The organism is Herminiimonas sp. KBW02 (genome assembly GCF_003852535.1).
GTDB lineage: Bacteria > Pseudomonadota > Gammaproteobacteria > Burkholderiales > Burkholderiaceae_D > Oxalicibacterium.
The window spans coordinates 177,980-197,518 of record NZ_QAJP01000003.1 but is presented as its reverse complement, the minus strand read 5'-3'; the positions used below and the strand labels follow the sequence as shown (position 1 = coordinate 197,518).

The following is a 19,539-nucleotide window of genomic DNA, read 5'->3' as shown; positions in this document are numbered from 1 at the left end:
CGCTACCTGTGACAGGCAACGGGCGTATAGCAAGGCGGGTAATTACGGTTGCAGCACTTCCAGTGTTGCGGTGTAGCTGACGCGACGGATAGGTTTATCCAGCGTGCCGACAGTCTTGGCTGCTGCGGCACCCATTTGCGGGCCACCGTTGTTGGCGCTCATCCAGTACATGCCGGCAGTCGGCCACTTGACGCTGAATTTGCCATCCTTGTCGGTTTTAACTTTGATCTCGCCGAGCTGATCGCGGTAGCGTATGCCGCCAGGGATGACGGTGACTTCGATATCAGCAGCCGGTTTGCCATCGAGCAGGAAACGGAAGTTGCTGGTGTCGCCGGCGAACAGGTCGTTAGGATGGGTGATAGGAACCAGTTCCAGGCCGGCACCGGTTGGTTTCAGCACGGTGTCCGACGGTTTGCCGGAACTGACGAAGACTTCCATGCGACTTTGGTTGCGGCTGACGTTGACGTCTTTGGCATCGGCTGGCACTTCTTTGGCGAAGTTGTTAGCGGTGCCACGCCAGCGTTTGTTTTCGGTACCAACTTTGTAGCTGGCGCTCAGACCGTCGTTGACCATAGTCAGCTTGTACGTGCCTTTTTGAGTCAGCTTGACGTCGAAGGTGCTGCGATATTTACCTGTGCTTTTGTTTTCTGCCGTGGCAGCGCTGCCGTCCGGTGCGATCACGGCCAGGCCGTCCAGGCGCAGGGGGTTGTGTTCAAAGTAGAACAAGTCATTCGATACTGCTGCATCCACGGTGACCCATGGTTCGTTACCGGACAATACGGTGGCGGATGGCAACATCCACGCACGGTGTGCGTGTGCTGCCATAGGCAGGACGACGGAGAGGGAAACGGCCAGCGCTGCAACGCGCCACAACGGAGTTTTTTTCATGGGATGTCCTTGGGTCTTATGGTTTTAATTCGATGGAAACGGCGCCGAGCTCGTGCTCACCTTTGACTTGCGCGGTTTGCAGAGATTTAGGTGGCCACTGGAACGGTACGCGGATTAATTCACGACCGCCGACTTCGCGTGCGGCTTCCACCACCAGGGCGTATTCACCTGCAGGCAGTTTGTCGAGGCCGGACTTGGCGCCATTGAAGCTGAGGGTTTGCTCACCCGGTGCGCGGGTTGCGCCGCTCAGGCCGTCTACCGGCATGTGCAGATCGCGACCGCTTTTGCGCCACCACTGACGCATGTCTTTCAGCCATTTGGTGCCTTCGTTATTCTTCATTTTCAGGTCGTACCAGACGGCCAGGTTGCGCACGAATACCTGATCAGCGCCTTCGATCCAGAATGCGACGTAAGGCTTGTGGTATTCGGCAACGGTCAGGCGAGGAATCTCGACTTTGACGTTCAGGTCTGCAGCAAAAGCCGGAGTGGTGAGTGCGGCACCCAGCATGAAGGAATAAGAAATTCGCATAAAACCCCGTAGTTATCGGTTGGTGAAGCGGTTAGTGGATTAGTGAATAAATAAAAGCGCCAGCAAGAACGGAATCAATACACCGAGGCCGACGATAGGCCAGGTACTCGGGCGATTGGTCGCGTGCATCTTGAGGATGAATAAACCGGTAATCGAAAAAATCAGGCAGGCTGCCGCGAAAATGTCGATGAACCAACTCCAGGCCACACCGGTATTGCGGCCTTTGTGCAAATCATTCAGGTAAGAAATCCAGCCGCGATTGGTCGATTCATATTCAAGCGTGCCGCTGCTGCGATCTATACGTACCCAGGCATCGCCACCCGGACGCGGCAGCGCGATATACACCTCTTCCGGCGACCACTCAATGTCACGTCCGCTGACATCTACCGATAAGCGCTCTTTCATCCAGCTCTGCAATTCGGGCGACAAGGTGCCACCTTGTTTGCCTGACGCGCTGGCATCTGGTTTGGCCAACTGCGCCTGCAATGCGGCGGGCAGCTGTAATTCCTGGGTGGAGACTTGTGGTTTTGCTTCGATCTGAGATGAGTGATTCAGCGTAATGCCGGTCACGCTGAATAGCAGCATGCCTAACAGACACAATGCCGAACTGATCCAGTGCCATTGGTGCAGGGTCTTCAGCCAGTAAGCACGTTGCGGATTATTCGGTCGTGCTTCCATTACATATTCATTTTCATATCATTTCGGTGATGCGATTGCATGTAAATAGCAATTATTCTCATTTGGATTTTCGTCGATCCGGTACCCAAATGCAAGGTTTTTCATGTAAAGAAGTTTGAAGTTGGGGCTTTTAAGAACTTGTCTGGTTGTGGCTGCAGTGGCAAGTTGAAAAATTTAATGGAAAACGGCGTTGCCATCGGGGCAGAACAGGCATTTTTCAAGATCTTGAAACTCATTTTGTCGCGCTTATATCCGACTCAGCGGATGCTCAATTGAGGTCCGCATTAACCATATCGCTTCACTTTAAAAGGATATAAGCATGCGTACATACGACTTTTCCCCACTTTATCGCTCCGCTATTGGTTTCGATCGTCTGGCACAGCTATTCGACGAAGCACAGCGTGGCGAAGCGCAACCCAGCTACCCGCCATACAACATAGAGCTGGTCGGCGAAAACAAATACCGCATCACAATGGCCGTCGCTGGTTTTGACCGTTCCGAGATTGAAATTGAAAGCGAGCGCGATACGCTGAAGATCACCGGCCGCAAAGCGCGTGAAGAAGGTGCGCGCAATTTTCTGCACCGTGGCATCGCCTCGCGCAACTTCGAACACAGCTTCCAGTTAGCCGATCACGTGCATGTCGTCGGCGCCAAGCTGGACAATGGCCTGCTGAATATTGAGCTGGCGCGTGAAATACCGGAAGCCCTGAAGCCGCGCAAGATTGTCATCGATGCAGTGGCTGAGAATGTGCAAACGCTGAAAGCAGCGTAAGCATTATCCGTATGTCGTCATGCAGCTGATGACGACAGAAGTGCAGGGAGCGGTGGAGTGTGCAACGCAGACTCCACCGCTTTTTGCTATTCAGGCGGTTCTGTCTTTGATGGTACCGGAAGCGCCGTGTGTTTTGACCGAGGCGATCCCGGCGTCGCGTGCCTGTTCGCTGGCGTACATCTGGCTGGTGCCTATGATCTGATGGTTGCCTGCCTTCAGATTGAAATAAGGCCGGCCATTCATCGACGTTTCTCTTTCATAGCGCTCATTCAGCAGCGCGTTTTTTTGTACCGATGCGATGCCGTCTTCTGCCGCATCTTTGCTTATGTAGTTTTCGCTGCTTAGAATTGTCTCGGCGTTGGCGGCTTTGAGCGTAAAGCGATACTGGCCGTTAATGCTGTAATCGAGTTCAAACCATCCTGTCATTTTTCACTCCTTTAAAAGCAAGTAGCAGTGCATTGCTGCCGGGAAAACACCGGAAAACCCGTGTTCATTATAGGCAGCGGAGAAAAAATGACATGACACGCTGCAGCACAAACGGCGGCAGCGCAGCGATGGACAACTACATGGATGGCGCGGCACTCATCATATCGGTGAACGAGCCGAGCAGCGCCGGGTCATACAGCGCCTTATCCTTTTGCAGTATGGCCAGAGCTTCCGACGATGAGCGCCCCTTGTGATAGGGCCGGTTCATCGTGATTGCATCGTAGGAATCCCAAATCCGGACGATGCGTGCGAACAAGGGAATGTTTTCACCGGCGAGACCATGCGGATAGCCGCTGCCATCGTAATTTTCGTGATGATGCAGGACGCAGTCGGTGACGCGCTGATCCAGTTCCAGTGGTGCTAACAGTTGATAACCAGCCATCGGATGTTGCTTGATAAAAAAGAATTCGGCAGACGTCAGGCGGGATGGCTTATTCAGCACATGTTCGTTGATGCACAACTTGCCGATGTCGTGGATGCCGGCGCCTATGCCCAGCAGTGTGGCTTCATGTTGCGGCAGGCCGAGATAGAGGCCAAACTCTGCTGCTTGCGCATCCAGTCTCTGCAAATGATCTGCGAGATCAGGATCACGGCCTCGCATGATGCCTCCTATGAACCTGGAAATTTTCTCTAATTGCAGTTCTGGGGAAGGGGTGCTCATGTACTCAGTCTTTCTTACAGCATTAACAAATACACACGCATGCTGTATAGGCATGGTGTACGACAGGCGCGATCATCTTGTGAAGGAACGGCAGGCCGGGATTTTAACTGCCATGCAGCAACATGTCTAAAAATGGACAATTTGTCCTAGCCGCTGAGAGTGAGCAGGGATGATGAGTTAACAGGAAAATAAAAAAGAAGTTGGATAGATATCGTCATGTAAAAAAGAAATGGTCGACTACAAGAAGAACAAATTGTGTCGTCATGTTAAATATGCAATTTGGCTGAATTTCCGACTACACTACGGTTTCCCAAATTTTGGGTTATGGAATTCAGATTGCTCCGTGAGTATGCGGATACAGTTTGCGCTTCAATCTCCCCTACTTAATTTCGCGCCCGAATCTTTATGAACGCACCTTTAGCATTTACTCCTGACGAGCCACATGTGCCGGAAACGGCATTTGGTAAATGGTTTTTGCAAACCAATACGTGGACCGTTCATGTGCTGGATCGTGCGCTGAATGATTTGGAAGGTCTGATACCCGAGCGCCAAGCCTCGTATCCGGTGGTTGCGGACGTAGGTTGTGGCTGGGGACGTTCACTCACCAAGCTCAATGAACGCTTTGCGCCGCAACGCCTGATCGGTATGGATATCGATCCGGAGATGTTGCAGGCGTCGGCAAGAGAATGCGCCGGACTGGCAGACAAAGTGGAATTCGTTTGTTGCTCGAGTTCAAATATACGTCTTGATGACAACAGCGTTGACTTACTGTTTTGCCATCAGACATTTCACCATTTAATAGAGCAGGAACAGGCGATCCAGGAATTCTTCCGCGTCTTGAAACCGGGTGGCGTATTGCTGTTTGCGGAATCGACACGACGTTATATACACTCGTGGATTATCCGCTTGCTGTTCCGTCATCCGATGGATGTGCAAAAGACTGCTCCTGAATACCTGGCATTGGTTCGCAGCGTTGGCTTTGACGTAAAAGACGAGTCGATTTCCTATCCTTACTTGTGGTGGAGCAGGGAAGATCTTGGCATTATGGAGCGGGTGTTTGGTTTTACCCCTCCACAAGAGCGGGAAGAGACCCTCATCAATCTGGTGGCAACCAAGCCGCTCTCCTGAAAGCAACTTTCTACGGTCGACGCATTAGCATCGCGCACGTATTCCGATAGAACACCTTTTGATTTAAACAACTGTCTGGCGCACGGCTGCTTCCCTATCCCATAAAAATATAAAAATGACGCACGGATCAGAGCTTAATTTTGCTATCACAGGCCATACGGCATGGGCGCCAGGCATAGAGACGCCCGAGGCCTGGGCGGCCTGGGCGCGTGCACCCTACGTGATAGAAGGCGATGGCGAAGCGGGCGTCCGGCAAATGCCAGCCATGTTGCGTCGGCGTGCCGGGACCCTGGGAAAAATGGCGCTGGAAGTGGCCTATCAATCTATCGAGGCTAGCGCCGGGATTCCCGTTATCTTTTGTTCGCGTCACGGTGAAGTCGGCCGCTCACTAGGCCTGTTGCGTGACCTGGTGCAGAACCAGCCTTTATCACCGATGAGCTTTGGTTTGGCGGTCCATAACGCGATTGCGGGTTTGTTCTCGATAGCGCGAGCAGATCAGGCGAACCATCCGGCCCTGGCTGCCAGCGCCAGTACCATAGAACATGCAGTAATCGAAGCATGCGGCTTGCTGGCTGATGGCGCTGAGCAAGTATTGCTGGTGGCTTATGACCAACCGTTGCCAGAAGTCTTTGCGCAGTTTGAGGACAGTCATGAGCAACCGTATGCATGGGCCTGGATGCTGGAGTCTGCCGGCGCGGACATGATGCGACTGAGCTGGCGCGCGACCGGTGAAGCAGTGATGGCAGACCGCAAGGCGGTGCCGGCCGGCCTCGACATATTGCGTTTCTACTTGAGTGGCGAGCAAAGTCTGGAACGGGTTGCCGACCATCGTTGTTGGCGCTGGGAACGCCATGCTTAACCGGCTTTCCCGTTACTGGCGCATTCTTGCTACAGGTTTTAGCTTTTTGACGTTTGGCGTTGGCGGTTTGATATTGCGGATAGTGGTTTTTCCGTTAATAAATGCGTTTGTATGGGAAAAGCAAACACGTATTGCGCTGGCGCGTAGTGTGATCCGCATCGCTTTCCGTGGCTTTGTTGGCCTGATGCACATGCTGGGAGTATTGCGCTACCAAATCATCGGTCTGGAGCGCCTGGAACGCGGCGGATTGCTGATACTTGCCAATCATCCAACCTTGATCGATACCGTTTTTTTGATGGCTTTCGTCAAGCGGGCAGATTGCATAGTCAAAGGACGTTTGTGGAACAACCCTTTTACTCGCGGACCGGTGCGTGCAGCTGGGTATATAAACAACGACACAGGCGTGGATTTGGTGACAAATTGCGTTGCGTCATTGCGAAACGGGAATAATCTAATCATATTCCCGGAGGGCACGCGGACGCCACAAAGTGGCGAGATTAGTCTGAAGCGTGGCGCTGCGAATATTGCAGTGCGCGGCCTGCGTAACGTGACGCCGGTAGTAATCCGTTGTAAACCACCGACGCTGGGGAAGGGCGAAAAGTGGTGGCATGTCCCGAAGTGCATGGTGCGATTCTGTATAGAAGTACAGGATGACATCGAGATTGATAGTTTTGTTGCCGATGGTTCAACCGAAGTAATGGCTGCACGTCGGCTGACAGAATATCTGGAAGCTTATTTTATTGAGGAAGTCCAACGTCATGCTTGAACAAGAAGTGAAGGAAATGATTATCGATGTACTGCAACTGGAAGATATCAGTGCGGCCGACATTGACACTGATGCACCACTGTTTGTTGAAGGCTTGGGACTTGATTCTATTGATGCACTGGAACTTGGTGTGGCGCTGCAAAAGCGTTATGGCATTTCCCTGTCTGCAGAATCTGAAGATACGCGGCGTCATTTTGCATCGGTGCGTGCGTTGGCAGCACTGATAGAAAATAACAGAAGCAAATAGAGAAATTAGGGAGAAGGGCGATGGTAGCCGTAAATGAAATGAGCAAGGACGAACTCTACGTTTGGGTCGTCGATCTACTGGCAGAGATGTTTGAGCTCGACAAGAGCAAGCTCTCGCTGCAATCCAATCTGTATGCCGACCTCGATATCGATAGTATCGATGCGGTAGATCTGGCAGTGAAGCTGAAGCAGATGACGGGTAAACGTTTGCAGCCTGAAGTCTTCAAAACGATACGTACGATAGGCGATGTGGTTGATGCATTGTCTGATCTGGCTTCGGAGCAAGTCGTATAAACCGCTCGGCTTTAACCGCCCTGACGGTAGTCATCACGCTGTTGTATCCGCTCGTGATCTGGTTCGGCCATGGGCAGGTCGAACCGCGCTGGCTGGCTGGTCTGTTGTTGTTGGCGATAGCGACACGTTTGCCGTTCCTGAAAATCAGCAAGGTCGCACGCTGGTCGGTGGCAGGTGCAATCGCACTGGCTGCGATTGCCGTGTGGGCAAACGTTTTGTTGCCGCTAAAGCTATACCCGGTGCTGGTCAGCTGCGTCATGCTGGCAGCTTTTGGCTATAGCCTGATGGCGCCGCCGTCCATGATCGAACGCCTGGCGCGCTTGCGTGATCCGCATTTACCTGCGGTAGCAATCGCTTATACGCGACGCGTGACGCAGATATGGTGTGTGTTCTTTGTCATCAACGGATCGATCGCCCTCGGCACCGCGCTGTGGGCTACGGAAGCGATCTGGTCGCTCTACACCGGCGTGATTGCTTACGTCCTTATGGGCATATTATTCGTCGGTGAATTCCTGTTCCGCATCCGCTTCAAACGTTTGCATCATGTCTGATTCACTCTTCAATTTGCAGCAACTGCTTGCGCAGCGCCCGGCTCAAACGATCATGGGCTGGCGCGATGGTGCACCGGTATGCTACGAAGTCTTCTTGCGCAGGGTCAGTGCCTGGTATGCATTACTGGATCGTACTGACGGGAAAAATTTCGCGCTCTACCTGGATGACAGCATAGAATTTGCCGCCGCCTTGCTGGCGGCCTGGCATGCCGAAAAAACGATCTGGCTGACCGCCGATACCATGGCTGCCAGCTGTACCGCACTGGAGCATGCGGTAGACGGATTTCTTGGTGAGTTTCCTGCGCAATGGTCACCATTGCAGCCGGCAGCGGAAGATGCCGCATGTAAATTACCGGTCGCTGTGCTGAACAGCGATCTGCCGGCTTTGGTCGTACATACCTCGGGCACCACCGGTGCGGCGCAGGCCATACCCAAAAATCTGGGCCAGCTATCCAGTGAAGTAATGACGCTGGAAGCGACTTTCGGCAGCATGCTGGGCGATGCCAGTATCGTTGCCACAGTCTCGCACCAACATATATACGGCTTGCTCTTTAAAGTCCTGTGGCCACTGTGGGCAGGTCGCGCGATACATGCGCGCAGTCAAAACTTTCCGGAACAACTGGCGCAGTTATTGTCACAAGGGTCATGTGCATTGATTGCCAGCCCGGCGCATCTGAAACGTTTGCCGGATCATCTTGCATGGTCCAATGTCACGGCCTTGCGCGCGATATTTTCTTCCGGTGGTCCGTTGTCATTGGAAGGCGCACAGACCACCGCGCAGTTGCTCGGGCAAGTTCCGATAGAGGTATACGGCAGTTCCGAAACAGGCGGCATAGCCTGGCGTCAACGCAGTGCTGGCGCAAGCGAGTCCTGGTTGCCGATGCGCGATGTCGAATGGCGCGTCACGCCGGACGAAGGTTTGTTGCAGGTGCGTTCGCCGCACTTGCCGAATGCGGACTGGTTTGCCCTGGCAGACCGTGCGCAAGCCGAAGGCAGCGCGCGCTTCATATTGAATGGTCGCAGTGACCGTATCGCCAAGATAGAAGAAAAACGTATTTCCCTCAATGCCATCGAAGCATTGCTGGTCGCGTCGCCTTGCGTATCCGAAGTAAACGTTGTGGTCTGTGATGAAGTCTCAGGGCAACGTCAGCGCCTCGCAGCTTTCATCGTTTTGTCAGAGCATGGCCTAAGCGTGTTGGCGGATCAGGGCAAGCTCGCATTGAATCATCATCTGCGCGACTTATTGGTCGGCAATATAGAGCCGGTAGCGATACCACGTCGTTGGCGCTATCTGGAACAGATGCCGGTGAATGCGCAGGGCAAAACGACCCGCGCATTACTACTATCCATGCTCGATACACGCCCACGTGTGCCGCAATTACGCTTACTGGCGCAAGAAGAAAAACGTATCGAACTGGAAGTGACAGTGCCGTCGGATTTGTTTTACTTCGACGGACATTTTCCTGAGGCACCGATTTTGCCCGGGGTAGTGCAACTCGACTGGGCGATCAGTTATGGCCGGCAGTACTTTGAGTTGCCGCTTCATTTTCAAGGTGTTAACGCACTTAAGTTCCAGCATGTGATCCAGGCGGATCAGCCTGTGACTCTGGAACTGCTGCACGACGCGCAAAAGAATAGTTTGAATTTCCGCTATTACTCACCACAGGGGCAACACGCCAGCGGCCGCATTCTGTTTGCCGCTGATGCACAGGCGTCTGCTGCAATGTCGCATTCACATTCATGAAGGCTGCATGTTAAATAAAACGTTTTCTCCGCAAAGCCAAAGCGCATTTTCGGCGCGCTTCGAAGCGCAAAAAATCGCTTTCGGACCGGTGGTTTTCCAATGTGTGCGTTATGCCTGGAAGCGCGGCATGTTGCAGGCCCTGGCACAAGCAGGAAGTGCGGGCATGAGTGTGACCGAGCTGGCAGCGACCGGACAGTGGAGCCGGTACGCACTCAAGGTCGTGCTGGAAACCTGTTTGTCTGCAGGCGTCGTCTATCTGCATGAGGGCCGCTATGTGCTCGACAAGGCCGGTTATTGCGTGCTGACCGACAAGATCACGCAAATCAATCTCGATTTTAATCACGACGTTTGTTACCAGGGTTTGTTCAGACTGGAAGAGTCGCTGGATCTCGAGCAGCCGGTCGGCCTGGAATCGCTGGGCGACTGGTCGACCTTGTATGAAGGGATGGCGGCTTTGCCGGAGCCGGCCAAATCAAGCTGGTTTGCATTCGACCATCATTACTCGGATGTATCGTTGCCGACGGTGTTGCCGGATATCTTCGCTACTGCGCCGCGCCATGTCATGGATGTCGGTGCCAATACAGGTAAATTCAGCTGCGCAGTACTGGCCTATAACTCATCGGTGGAATTACATCTGGTTGATTTGCCAGGTCAGCTCGATAGCGCTGAGATTATGTTGCGGGAGGCTGGCGTCCGCGAACGTGCGCATTTGTATCCGGTAGATTTGCTGAATCCGGAATTACCATTGCCTGCGGGTATGGATGTGATCTGGATGAGTCAATTCCTCAGCTGTTTCAGCGAGCCAGCGATAGCCGGCATACTGCAGCGCGCTGCGACCGCATTGGCACCCAAGGGGCAATTGCTGATCATGGATACCTTCTGGGATCGCCAGCGTTACGACATCGCATCCTACTGCCTGATTAATACATCGCCTTACTTTACGGCGATGGCCAGCGGCAACAGCAAGATCTATGAAAGCGCCGACTACATCCGGCTGGCCGAAGCAGCCGGTTTGCGCCTGCTGACGATACGTGACGACATCGGTTACTGTCACTCGCTGCTGCGTTTTGGAGTTGCCGATGCCTGATTTGTTCAAGCCCGTCGTGCTGATACCGGTGTATGACCATGAACATGCAATAGGTGCTGTGGTTGCGGCCGTGCTGCAATACGATGTGCCGTGCATCCTGGTCGACGACGGCAGTTCGCCGGCTTGTGCACGTGTATTGGATGAGCTGGTCGCGGGTACGCCGGAAAAAATGATGTTGGTGCGTCATGCAGACAATCGCGGTAAAGGCGCAGCGGTACTGAGTGGATTCTCCTATGCACACGCTGCCGGTTATACCCATGTATTACAGATAGACGCCGACGGGCAGCACCGGGTCGCTGATGTTCCACAATTCCTGCAGAGCGCGGCACAGCATGCGGATGCCGTGATCGCCGGATATCCGATCTATGATGAATCGGTGCCGGCGATACGTTTGTATGCACGTTATCTGACCCACGTCTGGGTGTGGATTAATACCTTGTCGCTGGAAATCAAAGACTCGATGTGCGGCTTTCGGGTTTATCCGCTCGCGCCGGTTATGCAATTGATCGCACGCCAGAAGATAGGTTTGCGTATGGATTTCGATACAGAGATTCTGGTGCGCCTGTACTGGGCGGGCCTGAAAGTGGTGAACCTGCCTACCCGCGTGGCTTACCCGACCGATGGCGTGTCGCACTTCCGGGTGTGGCTGGATAACGTCCTGATTACGCGCATGCATACGGTTTTATTCTTTGGCATGTTGCCGCGCATCCCCCGCCTGCTGGCGCGTAAATGGCGAGCGCAATGAGTACGCAAGCACGTCATTGGGCCAGCATCAATGAAGCCAGCTTTGTAGCTGGCATGCGTCTGCTGTTCTGGATTTATCGCTGGTTTGGGCGCTGGCCATTCCGCATCGTGTTGTATCCGGTTCTGCTTTGGTATGTCATGAGCAAACCTATTGCCCGTCGTGCTTCGCGGAATTATTTGCAGCATGTCGCGCAATTCATTCCGATCAATACAGGCATGTGGGGTGTACTCCGGCATTTTGCGTCGTTTGCAGAATCGATACTCGACAAGATGTTGCTGTGGGGCGGTTTGTTCAAAACTGACCAGGTCAAGTTCCATGGCGTCGCCGACATTAACCGCCTGATCAGCGAGAAGCGTGGCGCCTTGATGATTTGTTCGCATCTCGGCAATCTCGAGTTGTGTCGTGTGCTGTCACGTCAACATGGTCAGATGCGTCTGACGATACTGGTGCACACCAAACACGCGCGCGCTTTTAACCAGATGCTGGCGGCTCTGAATCCGGGCAGTCAGCTGAATTTGTTGCAAGTGACGGAAATGACGCCAGCTACTGCAATGCTGCTGGCAGAAAAAATTGCGGATGGCGAGTTTGTCGTGATTGCCGGTGATCGTGTGCCGGTATCGGCCCAGCCGCGTACGGCGATTGCTGACTTCCTCGGCGAAGCAGCGGCCTTTCCGGTCGGCCCTTACGTTCTCGCCAGTATTTTGCAATGTCCGACCTATTTGCTGTTCTCGATACAGCGCTGCAATCATCCTGAAGTGCATTTTGAATTGCTGCGTGAGTCGATACGCTTGCCGCGTAAAGAACGTGACGCAGTTTTGCGTACTCTAGTTACAGATTACGCAGCGCGCTTGCAGCACCATACGCTGAACGCACCATTGCAATGGTTCAATTTTTACGATTTTTGGCACTTACCCAAACTGGAAGCTAAAGATGCATCTTGCTGATATTAAAACTACCCAACGCGAAGTCAGATTCGACCAGAGTCGCCTGACGATAGAAGACGTGGCCGATATCGCCAAAGGCAAAGCCAAGGCGATTTTGTCGGACGATCCGCAATTTCGCGCAGCCATCGCGCGCGGTGCGGATTTCCTGGATCGTCTGCTGCGTGAAGACGGCATCATTTATGGCGTGACGACCGGTTACGGTGACTCATGCACGGTGGTTGTACCGCCGGAACTGATTCCTGATTTGCCGCACCACTTGTTTACGTATCACGGTTGCGGCCTGGGTGAATACCTGACGCCGGCGCAAACGCGTGCCGTCATGGCGGCACGACTGGCTTCCCTGAGCAAAGGATATTCCGGTGTCTCGGTCGAATTGCTGCAGCAGATAGCGCGCCTGCTGGATGCAGGCTTGTTGCCGCTGATTCCATCTGAAGGTTCGGTTGGTGCCAGCGGCGACTTGACGCCTTTGTCTTACTTGGCGGCAGTGCTGTGCGGTGAACGTGAAGTCTGGCGCGACGGCGTACAAGTGCCGGCAGAACAGGCTCTGCGCGAAGCGGGTATTCAGCCTTTGCGTCTGCGCCCGAAAGAAGGACTTGCCATCATGAATGGCACGGCGGTCATGACCGCGCTGGCATGTCTGGCATACGACCGCGCGGCTTATCTGACTAAACTGACTACGCGTATTACGGCGATGGCATCGTTTGCGCTGGATGGCAATGCCCATCACTTCGATGAAACCCTGTTCTCCGTCAAGCCGCATCCGGGTATGCAACAAGTCGCGGCCTGGTTGCGCCAGGATCTGCAGTGCGAGCAATTGGAACGTAACGGCAAGCGCTTGCAGGACAGGTATTCAATACGTTGCGCGCCACACGTCATCGGCGTGCTGGCAGATGCCTTGCCATTCTTCCGCCAGTCTATCGAGAACGAGCTCAATAGCGCCAACGATAATCCGATCATCGACGCCGAAGGTGAACGTGTCTTGCATGGCGGTCATTTCTACGGCGGTCACATCGCCTTTGCGATGGACGGCATGAAGAACGCGGTGGCCAATCTGGCTGATTTGCTGGATCGTCAAATGGCATTGCTGGTTGACAGCCGTTACAACCATGGACTGCCAGCAAATCTGTCGGGTGCAGAAGGTGCGCGCGCACCTATCAATCACGGTTTGAAGGCTTTGCAGATCAGTGCATCGGCGTGGACCGCAGAAGCACTCAAGCTGACGATGCCTGCTTCCGTCTTCTCGCGTTCGACTGAATGCCATAACCAGGACAAAGTCAGCATGGGTACGATCGCTGCGCGTGATTGCTTGCGCGTGCTGGAATTGACCGAGCAGGTTGTCGCTGCCTTGCTGATTACCGTACGTCAGGGTGTGTGGCTGCGTTGTCGCATGAATCCGGCGGTGCAGCCGGATGCGCCGTTGCAGCAAATGCTGGACATGCTGGCTGACGATGTAGCGGTGGTCGAAGAGGATCGTCGTCTGGAACCGGATTTGCGCTTGCTGCTGGAACGTATCCGTAGCCAGTCATGGGAATTGTATGCGTCGGAAAGCTGAAGCCAGCCGCTGGTGGGCGGAAGTCGAGATGCAGGTACAGTTCTTTGATCTGGATCCGATGCAAATCGTCTGGCATGGCAACTATGTCAAATATCTCGAAGTAGTGCGTTGCGCCCTGCTCGACAAGATTGACTACAACTATGTCGAAATGGGTGCATCGGGTTACTCCTGGCCAGTGATAGATGTGCAGTTGCGCTATATCCAGTCGGCGAAATTCGGGCAGCGCCTGAAGCTGCGTGCCGATATCGTCGAATGGGAAAATCGCCTGAAAATCGATTACCTGATTAGCGATGTGGATAGCGGTGCACGTCTGACACGTGCCACGACGACGCAGGTAGCGATTGATATGGCGAGCGGCGAAATGTGCTTTGTCTCGCCACAGGTATTATTGAAAAAATTGGGATTGGAATCGTAATGAAGCGCGCATTGTTCGGTATGTTTTTGTTCAGTTGCGCTGCGCTATCCAGTGCTGCCGCACCGATAGAAAAAATCCAGGGTATGCTGGCCAAGCCGCCCATACTGTGCGGACGTTTTGATCAGACCAAGCAATTGGCCGGAATGAAAAAGCCGTTGCTGTCGAATGGCCGTTTCTGTGTGGTGGCGGGCAAAGGTGTGCTGTGGCGTACCTTGCAGCCGTTCCCGGACACCCTGCGCCTGACGCGTGACGAGATTGTGCACTATCAGGGCGATCGCGTGGCGATGCGCCTGGATGCAAAGCAGGAGCCGACCGTGCGCATGATTAATAGCGTTTTGTTTTCGCTGCTATCCGGCGACTTGTCCCAGCTTGATACCTTGTTTGAAACCGACGGCAGTGCAGATGCCAATAGCTGGCGTGTGGCGCTGAAGGCGCGTAAACCGGAGTTGGCGAAGGCGATAGGTGCGATCTCGCTGGAAGGCGGTGCCTACGTCAGAAATATCACTCTGAACGAAGCCAGCGGCGATAAAACCAATATTGTGTTCTCCGCGATGCAGAGCGGCAGTGGAGCGATGTTGCCGGAAGAGGCAGCCTTATTTTGAACTATCGCAAAGGCTACGCGCTGGCGTGGGTATTAGTGGTTGTGATGCTGCTCGCCCACAATGCTTATTTGTGGCTGGATAAGCGTATTGTGCCGGACACTGACATCCTCGCTTTGTTGCCGGTACAGGAACAGGATCCTGTATTGCAGCAATCGTTTACCCATATGGTGGATGCGGCACAGCAACGCGTGATCGTGTTGGTCGGTGCAGCTGACTGGCAGGATGCGCAACGCGCGGCCGATGCTTACAGCGCCGTACTGGCAACGCGTAAAGACTTGTTGCAAGGCACAGATCTGAGCGACCAGATGCAGGGCGACTGGCTGGCAAAATTTCAGCAACACAGTCTGATTTTGCTGACGGCTGCGCAGGAAGCGCAACTACGTCAGCAAGCGCCGCAATTCTGGGTAGATGCGGCACGCGCCAAACTGTATAGCGCCTTCTCCGGGCCGAAGCTGGGCGCATGGCGTGATGATCCGTTTGGCTTGTTCAGCGGCTGGGTACAGGAACGGGCACAGGAAACTCCGGTGCGACCGCGTGATGGTCATTTGTTTGTGGCGAATGCAGATAAGCAGTACATCCTGTTGCCGCTGACATTGAAGGTGCCCGCGTTTTCGATGGGCGCACAGGAAGCGGTGATGCCGTTGCTGGCGCAGGCTGCCGAAGCAGCACACAAGGCGGTGCCGCAAGCCGAAGTGATCAGTTCGGGCGTGATATTGCATGCGGCGGCGGCAAGCTCACAGGCCAGCGGAGAAATTTCGACCATCGGTTTGGGCTCACTGATAGGCATTATCTTGCTGACCTGGCTGACCTTCCGTTCGGTCAAACCGATTGCGCTGATCCTGTTGTCGATAGGCATAGGTTGCCTCGGTGCTTTGTCTGTCTGCTGGATTCTGTTTGAACGCGTACATCTGTTGACCCTGGTATTTGGCGCCAGCCTGATCGGTGTTGCGCAAGACTATGGCATTTATTTCCTGTGCAATCGTTTGAATGCGGATCCGAAGCTGGATTCAGCCAGCCTGCTCAAACGCCTGATGCCGGGATTGAGCCTGACTTTGCTGGCAGCGGTGATAGGCTATGCCGGCCTGGCACTGACACCGTTCCCTGGTCTGCGTCAGATGGCCTTGTTCTCGGCGCTGGGTCTGATCTTTGCCTGGCTCACCGTGGTGTTCTGGTTCCCGAGTCTGATTAGTAGTGGCACGCTGAAGAGCGGTGCACTGGTTCACGCATACGGCGCAACACTGGCGCGCTGGCCGCGCTTGCGCATGAATAAGGCGAGCCTGATCGCGGTGGCCTTGTTTGTGGTGGTGGCAGTGATAGGTTTCTCCCGCCTCGGCAGCAATGACGATATCCGCTTGCTGCAGAATCCGCCCAAGCATTTGATCAGCGACCAGATCAAGTTAAGCAAGTTACTTGATGCACCGACGCCGGTGCAATTTTTCCTGGTACGCGGTAGCTCTACCGAAGCTGTCCTGCAGCGCGAAGAAGCATTGAAGCAGCGACTCGATCCCTTGATTGCCGAACGCAAGCTCAGTGGTTATCAGGCGATGTCGAATTGGGTGCCTTCGGAACAAACGCAAAATGCGCGGCGTGCCTTGCTGGAAGAGAAGCTGCTGCATGCAGGTGGGCCGCTGGAGCAACTGGCAACAGATATCGGTGAAGATAAAGACTGGGCCGTGGCCACGCGTGCGCATCTGCTCGCATCCGGTAGTTTGCTGACCATGGATGCCTTCCTGCAGTCACCGGCGAGTGAGCCTTGGCGTCATCTATGGCTGGGGCAGGTTGATGGTGTCCACGCCAGCATCGTCGCCTTGCGTGGTTTGAGTTTTGCCGATCTGGCCCTGATGCAGGGAACTGCTGAGGGCCTGGAAGGCGTGCAATGGGTTGATAAGGTAAGCGAGATTTCATCCGTCCTTGGTCGCTATCGCGTCTATATGGGATGGGTCGTGGCAGGTGCTTACCTGGTTGTGTTTTGCCTGTTGTTCCCGCGTTACCGACGTCATACCTGGCGCGTACTGGCGCCGACCGCGCTGGCCAGTATTGCGGCGCTCGCGCTATTGGGTATCACTGGGCAGAATGTGCAATTGTTCCACGTGCTGGCGCTGATGCTCTTGCTGGGTGTGGGTGTCGATTACGGCATCTTTATGCAGGAACATCCGGATCGCCGCAACACGACGCCCTGGCTGGCAGTCGGCCTGTCTGCCGCGAATACGATTTTGTCATTTGGTTTGCTCGGCCTGAGTCGTACCCCGGCGCTGCAGGCGTTTGGTCTGACCATGTTGTTCGGGATCGCGCTGGTGTGGGTCATCGTTCCGTGTTTCAGAACTGAGCATGCGGAACAGGCATGAGCGTATTGATCCAGAAAACCTTTTTATACGTCAACTTATGATGCGTCTCTTCCTGATACTTACGCTATTGCTCAGTGGCTGCGCCACGGCACCCAGCCCGCAACCGGCACGGCTCGGCCTCAAGCTGGCTCCGGCAACGCTGGGCGCAAGCATTGCGCGACAACAGCATTTAAAGGTCGAACGTGATGGCCGCATCGATGAACTGAATGCCGCGCTGGAAGTGGATGCTGAGCATGTACAGCTGGTCGGTCTGGCGTTTGGCCAGCGGGTTTTAAGCCTGAGCTATGACGGCAAGGAATTGCAATCGTGGCGACATGTGATGTTGCCGGCGCAAGTGCGTGCCGAAGATGTGCTGGAAGACTTGCAGCTGACTTTGTGGCCGCGGGATGCCATCAGTAAAGCCTTGCCGGATGGCTGGTCGATAGAAGATGATGGCTTGCGACGTCATGTTTATATGGGGCAAACCCTGGTGACGGTGATTGAATATGCTGCGATGCCGCGCTGGAGTGGCAGGGTAGTATTGGAAAACCTGCGTTACCACTACAAATTGACGATAGATTCAGTACCGGCTGGCCCTTGATGAATACCCGGAAAGCAATGATGCCGTATTTGAATGAATGTGGAATTGTGTGCCCGCTAGGGAGCACGCATAGTGAGATCAAGGCGCGCCTGTTCGAGCGTGCCGAAAGTGGTGTGTTGCCGACAGATGCGTGGTCGCCCGGACGCGTCTTGCCGCTCGGCAGCGTCGCTATGGAACTGCCATCTATGCAGGCGTGGCCATTGGCGCAGCGCAGTCGCAACAATCAACTGGCCTTGGCGGCGCTGGCGCAGATCCGGCCTGCAGTAGATCAGGCTATCGCACGATTTGGCGCAGCGCGCGTTGGTGTCGTATTGGGCACCAGCACTTCGGGGATAGCCGGTACCGAGCAAGCCTTGAGTCAATATGTCGCTGATGGCAGCCTGCCGGAAGAGTTTCACTACGGCCAGCAGGAAATGGGTTCGCCGGCCGTGATGCTGGCGCTGGAGCTGGGCATCAGTGGCCCCGCTTACGTACATTCGAGCGCTTGTTCTTCCAGCGCGAAAGCCATGGCCAGTGCCGCTCGCCTGCTCCGGATGGGGCTGTGCGATGCAGTGATTACCGGTGGCGTGGATACCTTGTGTGCCTTCACCATTGCCGGCTTCTCTGCACTGGAGTCGGTCAGTACAGAATTATGCAAGCCGTTGAGCGCCAACCGGAAAGGCATCAATATCGGCGAAGGCGCTGCCTTATTTCTTATGACTAATGAGCCAGCATCGGTCGCACTATGCGGCTGGGGAGAATCCTCGGACGGGCACCATATGTCCGCGCCGGATCCTGCTGGCGGCGGCGCGCGTTTATCCATTGCACAGGCTTTGCACAAAGCTGGCGTATCCGCGTCGCAGATTGATTACATCAATCTGCATGGAACCGCGACGATCCAAAACGACGCGATGGAATCGCGTGTCATACATGACATCTTCGGCGCTACCACAGCGCTCAGCTCAACCAAACCATTTACTGGGCATACCCTCGGCGCGGCCGCGGCGATAGAAGCGGCGATATGCTGGCTGGCGATGCAGGACGATAACCCGTATGGTCAATTTCCACCGCATTTGTGGGATGGTGTTTCGGATCCAACGCTGCCATCATTGAGGGTTGCCGAACCGGGTAGCAGCCTGGGGCGCCCGATACAGTGGGCACTCAGTAATTCATTTGCCTTTGGCGGATCTAATGCGACGCTGGTGTTCGGGAGGGATGTATGACTTTGCCGGATATCCGTAGCCTGGTGCCGCATTCCGGACCGATGGTGTTGCTGGATCGTGTGATTGCGGTGGGTGAAGAAAGCCTGTGCGCAGAAGTCTCGATCAGGCCGGACACTTTGTTTTGCGATGGTGCCGGAGTGGGAGCGTGGGTCGGCGTTGAATATATGGCGCAGGCAGTGGCGGCTTTTGCAGGTTATGAGGCGCATTTGCGCGGCGAAGCTGTGAAGGTCGGATTCTTACTGGGTTCGCGTCGCTACGCAGCCAAATGCGCATCCTTTGCGACAGGCAGCAAACTGCATGTGCACGTGCAGCGCGCGTTGCAGGGAGAGAATGGCCTGGGCGCATTTGAGTGCCGGATTGATGTGGTCGGAGACCCGGGTATGGCAGCAGTGGCGACGGCAAGTATTACGGTATTCCAGCCCGAGAATGTCGGTGAGTTTTTACAGAAAATTTCGGAATGAAAGT

At 54.6% G+C, this 19,539-nt stretch carries 23 protein-coding genes; 18 read left to right on the top strand and 5 right to left on the bottom strand.

Annotated features, from left to right (window positions below):
* Nucleotides 1-42: 42 nt before the first annotated feature.
* Genes DBR37_RS02785 through DBR37_RS02775 form a run of 3 tightly spaced genes read right to left on the bottom strand, consistent with a single transcriptional unit; the run spans nucleotide 43 to nucleotide 2,095 of the window.
* The gene (locus DBR37_RS02785; RefSeq protein ID WP_124572768.1) at nucleotides 43-888 is read right to left on the bottom strand and encodes a DUF4198 domain-containing protein; all 846 of its coding nucleotides are present in this window, start codon (nucleotides 886-888) and stop codon (nucleotides 43-45) included.
* Nucleotides 889-904: 16 nt separating this feature from the next.
* Nucleotides 905-1,417, bottom strand: coding sequence for a DUF2271 domain-containing protein (locus tag DBR37_RS02780; RefSeq protein WP_124572767.1), 513 nt, complete (start codon nucleotides 1,415-1,417; stop codon nucleotides 905-907).
* Between the two features lie 39 nt (nucleotides 1,418-1,456).
* Nucleotides 1,457-2,095, bottom strand: coding sequence for a PepSY-associated TM helix domain-containing protein (locus DBR37_RS02775; RefSeq protein ID WP_124572766.1), 639 nt, complete (start codon nucleotides 2,093-2,095; stop codon nucleotides 1,457-1,459).
* A gap of 319 nt (nucleotides 2,096-2,414) precedes the next feature.
* On the opposite strand from DBR37_RS02775, the gene DBR37_RS02770 reads away from it, so the two are divergent.
* Nucleotides 2,415-2,867 carry an Hsp20 family protein gene (locus DBR37_RS02770; protein ID WP_124572765.1) on the top strand — a complete coding sequence of 151 codons (453 nt, stop codon included), beginning with the start codon at nucleotides 2,415-2,417 and terminating at the stop codon, nucleotides 2,865-2,867.
* A 90-nt stretch (nucleotides 2,868-2,957) separates the two neighbouring features.
* Here the strand turns inward: DBR37_RS02770 and DBR37_RS02765 are convergent, their stop codons facing one another.
* Together DBR37_RS02765 and DBR37_RS02760 are read right to left on the bottom strand one after the other, a co-directional pair.
* Nucleotides 2,958-3,293, bottom strand: a complete 336-nt coding sequence (locus tag DBR37_RS02765; protein WP_124572764.1) for a YegP family protein — start codon at nucleotides 3,291-3,293, stop codon at nucleotides 2,958-2,960.
* Nucleotides 3,294-3,429: 136 nt separating this feature from the next.
* Nucleotides 3,430-3,954, bottom strand: coding sequence for an HD-GYP domain-containing protein (locus DBR37_RS02760; protein ID WP_233588262.1), 525 nt, complete (start codon nucleotides 3,952-3,954; stop codon nucleotides 3,430-3,432).
* Between the two features lie 465 nt (nucleotides 3,955-4,419).
* On the opposite strand from DBR37_RS02760, the gene DBR37_RS02755 reads away from it, so the two are divergent.
* The 17 genes from DBR37_RS02755 (at nucleotide 4,420) to DBR37_RS02675 (ending at nucleotide 19,535) form a co-directional block, all read left to right on the top strand.
* Nucleotides 4,420-5,142, top strand: coding sequence for a class I SAM-dependent methyltransferase (locus tag DBR37_RS02755; protein WP_124572762.1), 723 nt, complete (start codon nucleotides 4,420-4,422; stop codon nucleotides 5,140-5,142).
* Nucleotides 5,143-5,257: 115 nt separating this feature from the next.
* Nucleotides 5,258-6,001, top strand: coding sequence for a beta-ketoacyl synthase chain length factor (locus tag DBR37_RS02750; RefSeq protein WP_124572761.1), 744 nt, complete (start codon nucleotides 5,258-5,260; stop codon nucleotides 5,999-6,001).
* A complete protein-coding gene (locus DBR37_RS02745) occupies nucleotides 5,994-6,767 on the top strand; it encodes a 1-acyl-sn-glycerol-3-phosphate acyltransferase (RefSeq protein ID WP_124572760.1) in 774 nt (257 codons plus the stop codon). Before DBR37_RS02750 ends, DBR37_RS02745 begins: the two co-directional genes overlap by 8 nt.
* Nucleotides 6,760-7,014, top strand: a complete 255-nt coding sequence (locus tag DBR37_RS02740; protein WP_124572759.1) for a phosphopantetheine-binding protein — start codon at nucleotides 6,760-6,762, stop codon at nucleotides 7,012-7,014. Before DBR37_RS02745 ends, DBR37_RS02740 begins: the two co-directional genes overlap by 8 nt.
* Nucleotides 7,015-7,034: 20 nt before the next feature.
* On the top strand, nucleotides 7,035-7,307 hold the full coding sequence (locus DBR37_RS02735; protein ID WP_233588261.1) for an acyl carrier protein: 273 nt from the start codon (nucleotides 7,035-7,037) through the stop codon (nucleotides 7,305-7,307).
* A gap of 53 nt (nucleotides 7,308-7,360) precedes the next feature.
* Nucleotides 7,361-7,858 (top strand): hypothetical protein, encoded by a 498-nt coding sequence (locus tag DBR37_RS02730; protein ID WP_233588260.1) that lies wholly within the window; start codon nucleotides 7,361-7,363, stop codon nucleotides 7,856-7,858.
* Nucleotides 7,851-9,602 (top strand): AMP-binding protein, encoded by a 1,752-nt coding sequence (locus tag DBR37_RS02725; RefSeq protein WP_124572757.1) that lies wholly within the window; start codon nucleotides 7,851-7,853, stop codon nucleotides 9,600-9,602. Before DBR37_RS02730 ends, DBR37_RS02725 begins: the two co-directional genes overlap by 8 nt.
* A 7-nt stretch (nucleotides 9,603-9,609) precedes the next feature.
* Nucleotides 9,610-10,689 (top strand): trans-aconitate 2-methyltransferase, encoded by a 1,080-nt coding sequence (locus tag DBR37_RS02720; RefSeq protein ID WP_158610217.1) that lies wholly within the window; start codon nucleotides 9,610-9,612, stop codon nucleotides 10,687-10,689.
* Nucleotides 10,682-11,434 (top strand): glycosyltransferase family 2 protein, encoded by a 753-nt coding sequence (locus DBR37_RS02715; protein ID WP_199739015.1) that lies wholly within the window; start codon nucleotides 10,682-10,684, stop codon nucleotides 11,432-11,434. The genes DBR37_RS02720 and DBR37_RS02715 overlap by 8 nt, the downstream gene beginning before the upstream one ends.
* Nucleotides 11,431-12,378 carry an acyltransferase gene (locus DBR37_RS02710; protein WP_199739014.1) on the top strand — a complete coding sequence of 316 codons (948 nt, stop codon included), beginning with the start codon at nucleotides 11,431-11,433 and terminating at the stop codon, nucleotides 12,376-12,378. Before DBR37_RS02715 ends, DBR37_RS02710 begins: the two co-directional genes overlap by 4 nt.
* Entirely contained in the window at nucleotides 12,365-13,930 is a 1,566-nt protein-coding gene (gene hutH, locus DBR37_RS02705; protein WP_124572753.1) for a histidine ammonia-lyase, read from the top strand. Before DBR37_RS02710 ends, hutH begins: the two co-directional genes overlap by 14 nt.
* Nucleotides 13,914-14,345: a thioesterase family protein gene (locus DBR37_RS02700; RefSeq protein ID WP_124572752.1), complete on the top strand. Its 432-nt coding sequence runs from the start codon at nucleotides 13,914-13,916 to the stop codon at nucleotides 14,343-14,345. Before hutH ends, DBR37_RS02700 begins: the two co-directional genes overlap by 17 nt.
* Entirely contained in the window at nucleotides 14,345-14,947 is a 603-nt protein-coding gene (locus DBR37_RS02695; protein WP_124572751.1) for an outer membrane lipoprotein carrier protein LolA, read from the top strand. The genes DBR37_RS02700 and DBR37_RS02695 overlap by 1 nt, the downstream gene beginning before the upstream one ends.
* Nucleotides 14,948-14,991: 44 nt before the next feature.
* Complete coding sequence (locus DBR37_RS02690; protein WP_124573250.1) at nucleotides 14,992-17,292, top strand: MMPL family transporter; 2,301 nt, start codon at nucleotides 14,992-14,994, stop codon at nucleotides 17,290-17,292.
* Between the two features lie 37 nt (nucleotides 17,293-17,329).
* Nucleotides 17,330-17,872, top strand: a complete 543-nt coding sequence (locus DBR37_RS02685) for a DUF3261 domain-containing protein (RefSeq protein ID WP_124572750.1) — start codon at nucleotides 17,330-17,332, stop codon at nucleotides 17,870-17,872.
* 17 nt (nucleotides 17,873-17,889) lie between these two features.
* Entirely contained in the window at nucleotides 17,890-19,074 is a 1,185-nt protein-coding gene (locus tag DBR37_RS02680) for a beta-ketoacyl-ACP synthase (protein ID WP_124573248.1), read from the top strand.
* A complete protein-coding gene (locus tag DBR37_RS02675; RefSeq protein ID WP_124572749.1) occupies nucleotides 19,071-19,535 on the top strand; it encodes a hotdog family protein in 465 nt (154 codons plus the stop codon). Before DBR37_RS02680 ends, DBR37_RS02675 begins: the two co-directional genes overlap by 4 nt.
* Nucleotides 19,536-19,539 lie beyond the last annotated feature (4 nt).

Coding starts and splice junctions, on each gene's coding strand:
- DBR37_RS02785 (WP_124572768.1), bottom strand. CDS start 888: ATGAAAAAAACTCCGTTGTGGCGCGTTGCAGCGCTGGCCGTTTCCCTC.
- DBR37_RS02780 (WP_124572767.1), bottom strand. CDS start 1,417: ATGCGAATTTCTTATTCCTTCATGCTGGGTGCCGCACTCACCACTCCG.
- DBR37_RS02775 (WP_124572766.1), bottom strand. CDS start 2,095: ATGGAAGCACGACCGAATAATCCGCAACGTGCTTACTGGCTGAAGACC.
- DBR37_RS02770 (WP_124572765.1), top strand. CDS start 2,415: ATGCGTACATACGACTTTTCCCCACTTTATCGCTCCGCTATTGGTTTC.
- DBR37_RS02765 (WP_124572764.1), bottom strand. CDS start 3,293: ATGACAGGATGGTTTGAACTCGATTACAGCATTAACGGCCAGTATCGC.
- DBR37_RS02760 (WP_233588262.1), bottom strand. CDS start 3,954: ATGCGAGGCCGTGATCCTGATCTCGCAGATCATTTGCAGAGACTGGAT.
- DBR37_RS02755 (WP_124572762.1), top strand. CDS start 4,420: ATGAACGCACCTTTAGCATTTACTCCTGACGAGCCACATGTGCCGGAA.
- DBR37_RS02750 (WP_124572761.1), top strand. CDS start 5,258: ATGACGCACGGATCAGAGCTTAATTTTGCTATCACAGGCCATACGGCA.
- DBR37_RS02745 (WP_124572760.1), top strand. CDS start 5,994: ATGCTTAACCGGCTTTCCCGTTACTGGCGCATTCTTGCTACAGGTTTT.
- DBR37_RS02740 (WP_124572759.1), top strand. CDS start 6,760: ATGCTTGAACAAGAAGTGAAGGAAATGATTATCGATGTACTGCAACTG.
- DBR37_RS02735 (WP_233588261.1), top strand. CDS start 7,035: ATGGTAGCCGTAAATGAAATGAGCAAGGACGAACTCTACGTTTGGGTC.
- DBR37_RS02725 (WP_124572757.1), top strand. CDS start 7,851: ATGTCTGATTCACTCTTCAATTTGCAGCAACTGCTTGCGCAGCGCCCG.
- DBR37_RS02720 (WP_158610217.1), top strand. CDS start 9,610: ATGTTAAATAAAACGTTTTCTCCGCAAAGCCAAAGCGCATTTTCGGCG.
- DBR37_RS02715 (WP_199739015.1), top strand. CDS start 10,682: ATGCCTGATTTGTTCAAGCCCGTCGTGCTGATACCGGTGTATGACCAT.
- DBR37_RS02710 (WP_199739014.1), top strand. CDS start 11,431: ATGAGTACGCAAGCACGTCATTGGGCCAGCATCAATGAAGCCAGCTTT.
- hutH (WP_124572753.1), top strand. CDS start 12,365: ATGCATCTTGCTGATATTAAAACTACCCAACGCGAAGTCAGATTCGAC.
- DBR37_RS02700 (WP_124572752.1), top strand. CDS start 13,914: ATGCGTCGGAAAGCTGAAGCCAGCCGCTGGTGGGCGGAAGTCGAGATG.
- DBR37_RS02695 (WP_124572751.1), top strand. CDS start 14,345: ATGAAGCGCGCATTGTTCGGTATGTTTTTGTTCAGTTGCGCTGCGCTA.
- DBR37_RS02690 (WP_124573250.1), top strand. CDS start 14,992: ATGCTGCTCGCCCACAATGCTTATTTGTGGCTGGATAAGCGTATTGTG.
- DBR37_RS02685 (WP_124572750.1), top strand. CDS start 17,330: ATGATGCGTCTCTTCCTGATACTTACGCTATTGCTCAGTGGCTGCGCC.
- DBR37_RS02680 (WP_124573248.1), top strand. CDS start 17,890: ATGATGCCGTATTTGAATGAATGTGGAATTGTGTGCCCGCTAGGGAGC.
- DBR37_RS02675 (WP_124572749.1), top strand. CDS start 19,071: ATGACTTTGCCGGATATCCGTAGCCTGGTGCCGCATTCCGGACCGATG.